We start from the raw sequence: 6,141 nt of genomic DNA on the forward strand, positions 1-6,141 counted from the left end.
ACGAAATTTTTACACAATCGTTTGCGTAAAAAGAGAGAGGCGGATTTCCTCCTCTCTCATCTTCTTCTCACTGTCAAATAGAAACAGTTCATTCCATCCCGGTATTCCATTCCAATCTTTGCTCTGTGTTTTCCAGCCGTCTCCGCTGCGATAGCCAGTCCCAGGCCGTAGCCGCTGCAGCTGCTTCTGGCGCTGTCTCCTCTGTAGAAACGCCGGAAGATCAGGGAACGTTTCTCTTCCGGTATGGGTTCTCCCTGGCTGTTCACCCAGAGCTTCGCCCGTTTTCTGCCTGCCGCCTCCAGCTTCACCACAGTTTTCCCTTTGGGAAGGGAGTATTTCACCGCGTTGTCTAAAAGCGCCTTGACCAGCTGTCCCACCTGATCCGGATCACCCAGCATCTGCACCTCCTCGTCCAGCTGATACTCCAGCTGCTTTTCCTCCTGATAGAAAACCGGTTCGAAGGTCAGCACCTTTTCCATCACCAGATCACTCAGGCTGAAGAGATGGAAGGTCCCCTTCTTCGGCGTGAGGGCGTCATTTTTGGCAAGCAGGAGCAGACTCTCCACCAGAAAACGCATCTCCCTGCATTCCTGAAGGATGTGCTCCAGCCATTTATCCGCCTCGGTGGATATGCCCGTATACTGTTCCTGAAGCAGCTCGGTGTTAGCCGTGATCACCGTCAGAGGCGTCTTCAGTTCATGGGAGGCGTCGGCCACAAACTGCTTCTGCATCCGTATGGACTCTTCCACCGGCTTGACGGCCCATCGGGAAAAGAAGTAGGACAGTACCAGGAAACCGATCCAGATACCGGCGCAGGCCAGGCCTCCGTACTGCATGACGCCGTTTCGCAGGGTGTCCTCGTAGGAGGTGTCGGCAAACGCGATCATATATCCGGTGGGGCGGCTGACCCGCAGATACCGGAGATGGTAGCCCTCCAGAAGCCCCATGTCCTCCTCTCCGGCCATTCCCAAAAATGCCATCTCCTCTAAAAATTCCTGTCCCGGAAATGCTTCATAGCCGCCTTCCCACGGCGTCACCATGCCATCCTCTCCCACCATAACGGAGAAATACGGCGTCTGCGCAGGCGAACGGGTGGTGAAGATCAAGGGATGCTCCTCCTGCGACACCACCTTCGCCAGCGCCAGCCTTCCCTGCGCGCTGACCCGTTTCTCCATGATAAATGCCACCGCACAGAAGGTAATCCCGATGACCGCCGTCACGATCAGCATGTTATAGCAGATAAATTTCATCCGAAGCCTGCTTATCTCCTTCATTCCCGTCCGCCTCCTCCATTCTTCTCCATGATCCGGTATCCCAGCCTGCGGATAGTCACTATCACCACATCCGCGTTCAAGAACTCCAGCTTCTTTCTCAGAAATGAGATGTATATCTCCACATTGTTATCGACCGCCTCGCCGTCGCTGCCCCAGATCTTCGACAGCAGCGTCTCCTTGGAGACTACCATGTCACGGTTCACCAGAAGTATACGGAGGAGGTCATACTCCTTCTTTCCCAGCCGTATGCTTTTTTCCGGTCCATTTAACGTGTAGTCCGCCTGGTTCAGCGATATGTTGCCCAGGCTCAGGCATTCCGGGATCACCGCTCCCCGGCGCCGTAATATCGTCTTCATCACGGCCAGCAGCTCCTGCATGTCAAAGGGCTTTGTCAGGTAATAATCGGCTCCGCTCTCCAGCCCCAGCACCCGGTCGTCGATCTCGCTCTTTGCAGTAAGAATCAGCACGGGAACGGAACAGCCGCTCTTTCGGGCCTTCTTAAGCAGTGTGATCCCGTCCATTCCCGGCAGCATCAAATCCAGCACGGCCGCGTCATAACCGCCGTCCGTGAGCAAAAAGTATCCCGAATTCCCGTCCCCGCAGATATCACAGTCATACCAGTGTTTTAAGATGTCACGGATGGATTCCGCCAGCCGCCGGTTGTCTTCCACGATCAGTACACGCATTTTTTTCATCTCCTTATAACAGAAAAATCCATCTGTATTCTCTCTCAATTCTACGGAGAATGCAAGAGAACACCGATGGATTTTACAGATAATTCACAAAACAGCGTTTTATCGCCCTACCGTCCCCGGATTTCCTTTCTCATAAAGCTGATATAGGAGACGGCAAATACTACGGCGGTCAATGCCAGCAGCCCCGTCAGGTGCGGCCATACCAGCAGCAGACTCTGTCCCAGGGACAGATATCCGTTTATAGCGCCCGACAGCTGCTGCGGAAGTATGATGTTGGTGGAACGCACCTGCGGATTCATGATGGTCGATACCGCTTCACTGTACAGATAGTACGGGGAGAGACGGTTTAAATTCATCTGGCAGTTATAATTGGCCAGAATCTGCGATGCGGTCGCCGTCTGCCCCATGGGATAAAGCACGTTGGCTGCGATACTGACAACCAGCGTCATAAACAGAGCGAAAAAGATCCACAGCGCAATCACCACCATGGCCGATGTGGCCGCGTGGCGGCACAGCACGGAGAAAAGAATGGAGAGCGCCAGCCAGAAACAGATATAGACGGAAGTAAAGAACAGCAGGACGAGTACCCGTCCCAGTTCCTCCCCCGATGGCGGGATTCCCGTAGCCAGCAGCCCCACCGCTCCTGCGATCAGTCCCATGGAGAAGACCATCAAAAAGATGATGGTGGCTCCGGCCAGAAACTTGCCGTTAATGACCGCATCCCGGTAAATCGGCTGAGCCACAAGGCGGTTTAAGGTTCCTTCCGAACGCTCGCTGTTGATGGCGTCAAAGCCAAGCGCCAGCCCGACAAAGGGGCCTAAAAGCGCAATAAACGAGGTGAACGAAGGAATGGAATTCCCGCTCAAAGTAAACAGTTTTAAAAAGATGTAGCCGGAGTCAGACGCCGTCTCCGAGGAGAGGCTGGAAAGCGCTCCGTAAATGCTGGCACAGCTGGTTAAAAGGATTAAGAGCAGCACGATCAGGAACCGTTTGCTGTGAATATGGTCCGACATCTCCTTGCGGTATAAGGCGCCCATGCCGCTCATTCCCGAACGGACGCCTCCGCCTGCACCGTCACTCCTCTCCCTGGCGCTGTTCCCTGCCGAAAGAAAGGAAGCCTTTACTTTTCCTTTGATTGAGACTGCCATTTCCCTTCTCTCCTTTCTCAAAATACGTGCGGTATATCTCATCCAGATCATTTCCCCTCTGCCTCAAATGGCACAGGCTGTAGCCGCCCTCCAGCGCCTTTCGGTTCAGTTCACGGCTTAAGTCCGAGCTGGAATAGATCACATAGAAATCCCCGTTTCGCTCTATCTTCTCCACATTTCCCAAGTGCTCCAGAAGCTCTTTAAAGCCCCGGTCGTCCGGGATAGCCGCGGCCTCCAGCACGTAATGTCCCTCCCGGCGCATCTGCCCGGCCAGATCGTCGATCCTTCCGCAGGCGATCAGCTGCCCCTCTACAAACAGGCCCACGCGGTCGCACACCTGCTGAATCTGGTAGAGCTGATGCGATGAGATCAGAATGGTCCGGCCATCCTCCTCCGCCAGACTCCGGATTAAAAACATGAGTTCTCTCATCCCCTCCGGATCGATTCCCAGCGTCGGTTCATCCATGATCACTACCTTGGGGTCCTTCATCAGTACGTCCGCGATCCCCAGACGCTGCTTCATCCCCCGGGAATACGTTCCCGTCTTCTGATCCGCAGCCCTGGTCATACCGACTTTCTCCAGCAGATCTCCGATCCGGTCTTCGATCACCTTCTTCGGCAGCCCGTTTAACTGTCCCGTAAACCGGAGGTTCTCCCGGCCGGTCATATCGGAATAAAAGCCCACATTATCCGGTAAATATCCTACCATCCGTTTCACCTCGATGGCCTGTCTGGTGCAGTCCTTTCCATCGATCGAGGCGCTCCCGGCCGTCGGCTCCGTCAGACCTAAGAGCATCAGGGTCGTAGTCGTCTTTCCGGCCCCGTTAGGCCCCAGAAGCCCGAATACCTCTCCCCTGCGAATGGACAGCGTCAGGTCGCTGACCGCCTTCTTTTCTCCGTAAGCCTTGGTTAAATGGTCCGTTTTTATCATCATTTCATCTTCATAATTTGCAGCAATGTCCATAACAATGACCCCTTTCCGGCGTGACAGCCATTCCGGCTATCTTCTGCCGTATTTACGGAATACGTAGCCCAGTCCGCCTGCTGTACACAGGATGATTACGACCGCCACGATGCCCCAGATGGTGCTGGTCTTCACGGACACACGGAAATCCGCGCTGGATTCCGCCTGCTCACATTTTGCCGTAAAGGTATTCACATAGTCTCCGGTGATGGCCTCAGAGCCCGGTTTTACGTGGGCGATGACTTCCGTCGTGGAACCGGCGGGAATGGACGGGATCACGTTGTTTTCCAGGTTATAGGTTACGGTCCATCCGGATGGCAGGGAGGAATTTAAGGATACGTCCTGTAAATCCACGTTGCCTGTATTCGTCACATTCAAGGTTACGTCCGATTCTTTTCCCGCATAGGCGTCAAAGCTCAGCCGCCCATCCGGCGTTCCCACCTTCAGGCCGTAGCTGCCGGTGATCACCACCTTTAAATCCGTGCTGAGAGTCTCCTCCGCGGAAACCGCGCTGCATGAAATATCGTATTCCCCGGCAGCGATTCCCTCCGGCGGTGTGACGGACACGGTCATACCCTTGCTGGTGCTGGACTCCACCTCGATCGCCGCCACCTTTGTGGTTTCTCCCGTTGGGGTGAAATTCACGTTCCAGCCTGCCGGTGCGTTGGAAGACAGGCTGTAGGACTGGCTCTTCAGTCCGTTGTTAATCAGCGTGGTGCTGAAGCTGAAGTTGGTTCCGGTGGTTCCTTCCTGCTGCGGATACTCCGAGGTAAAGCTTCCCTTTCCCGCCTTCATCTCATTGACAAGGAAGGAGATGGACAGTGTATCGGAGAAGCCGCTCGCCGAGGAGGCGCCTACCTCGACTACGTAGGTTCCCTCTGTCAGTTCCTTTGGTACTGTTACATGAAGCGTCATTTCTGCTCCGGCCTCGCCGTTCTTTACATGGATGCGGCTTATCTGATAATTACCGCCCTGGAGGTATCCCTCCCAGCCGTCGGGCATGGCGGACACTTTAACCTCTGCGTCCAGACCGGAGCCGGTATAATTATCCAGTGTGACCGGGATATTTAAGTTATCCCCCGGCTTAACGGATATTCCGGGATAATCGGTGCTCAGCTTCAGGCCCTCGGCCGCATACGCCGTATGTACATTCAGGAACAGGAAAAGCGCCGCCGCCAGAAAAACAGCCAGAAAAGCCCATGCCCTTCTTTTTTCGTTTCGTTTGCTTACAATTGCTTCCTCCATAATATCCTCCTTTTGATGCGTCTTTGGCATCCGTATTTTTCTTAAGAAGATCATATCGAAGAAACCTTTAATGAACCTTTAATAAGTTTGAAAATACTGTGAAACAAAGAGACGGCGGCAGAACGTTTTTCATGCAACGTTCTGCCGCCGTCTCTTTTATAAGCTGCCCGTCCAGGTACCCGGCCTGTCGGACCGCTTTAATCGTTATCGGGCAGGAGCTTTATGGTGACCATAATGTATTTCAGGAAGGCTCCCTCTTCCAGCTTTATGTCTGTCGGATGCGTCTGGGTTGGAAACTCGTAGGTTCCCTCTTCTACCTCCAGATAGAGCCAGTTATAAGCCGCCTCTCTCGCATTCTCCACAGCATCTTCCAGATCCGGTCCGTCCGCCTCACAGCACTTTAAGTCCGGAAATTCCACATGATATCCTTTATCGTCCCTATGGGGCGTAAAAACAGCAGGGTAAGTAAATGTCATAATCAATTCCTCCAGCATATATGATAAACAGTATTATTATATACTTATTCTGCACCATTGTACAGATTTTTATCAGAAGCTTCTTCGTCACTGTACACGCCGCCGGCTGCCGCCTGTTCTCTCAGCAGGCTGATAAACGGGCGTTTGACACATCAATCAATCAAAAAGTGCTGCAAAGCCTTATTGTAGGCTTATTTTTTTGTCAATTTTTTTACTTTATTATATAGTAATATTTAGTGATATATGCTATAATGGTGTTGAGGTGATTATTTATGCGGGTTACTACATCCAGATCAAAAAACTCAGAATCCTTTTACATTACCAAATCCTATACGAATG

6 protein-coding genes are annotated in these 6,141 nt (G+C 52.8%); all 6 read right to left on the reverse strand.

Annotation, left to right across the window (positions count from 1 at the left end):
- Window positions 1-56 precede the first annotated feature (56 nt).
- Window positions 57-1,274 (reverse strand): sensor histidine kinase, encoded by a 1,218-nt coding sequence (locus DFR60_RS27995; RefSeq protein WP_110326286.1) that lies wholly within the window; start codon window positions 1,272-1,274, stop codon window positions 57-59.
- The gene (locus DFR60_RS28000; RefSeq protein WP_110326288.1) at window positions 1,271-1,960 is read right to left on the reverse strand and encodes a response regulator transcription factor; all 690 of its coding nucleotides are present in this window, start codon (window positions 1,958-1,960) and stop codon (window positions 1,271-1,273) included. Before DFR60_RS28000 ends, DFR60_RS27995 begins: the two co-directional genes overlap by 4 nt.
- Before the next feature lie 116 nt (window positions 1,961-2,076).
- Window positions 2,077-3,117 (reverse strand): ABC transporter permease, encoded by a 1,041-nt coding sequence (locus tag DFR60_RS28005; RefSeq protein ID WP_038256639.1) that lies wholly within the window; start codon window positions 3,115-3,117, stop codon window positions 2,077-2,079.
- Entirely contained in the window at window positions 3,044-4,081 is a 1,038-nt protein-coding gene (locus tag DFR60_RS28010) for an ABC transporter ATP-binding protein (RefSeq protein ID WP_110326290.1), read from the reverse strand. The genes DFR60_RS28005 and DFR60_RS28010 overlap by 74 nt, the downstream gene beginning before the upstream one ends.
- Before the next feature lie 36 nt (window positions 4,082-4,117).
- Entirely contained in the window at window positions 4,118-5,326 is a 1,209-nt protein-coding gene (locus DFR60_RS28015) for a COG1470 family protein (protein WP_110326292.1), read from the reverse strand.
- 197 nt (window positions 5,327-5,523) lie between these two features.
- Window positions 5,524-5,802 (reverse strand): type II toxin-antitoxin system HicB family antitoxin, encoded by a 279-nt coding sequence (locus DFR60_RS28020; protein WP_055655672.1) that lies wholly within the window; start codon window positions 5,800-5,802, stop codon window positions 5,524-5,526.
- Between the last annotated feature and the right edge of the window lie 339 nt (window positions 5,803-6,141).

The organism is Hungatella effluvii (assembly GCF_003201875.1).
GTDB lineage: Bacteria > Bacillota > Clostridia > Lachnospirales > Lachnospiraceae > Hungatella > Hungatella effluvii.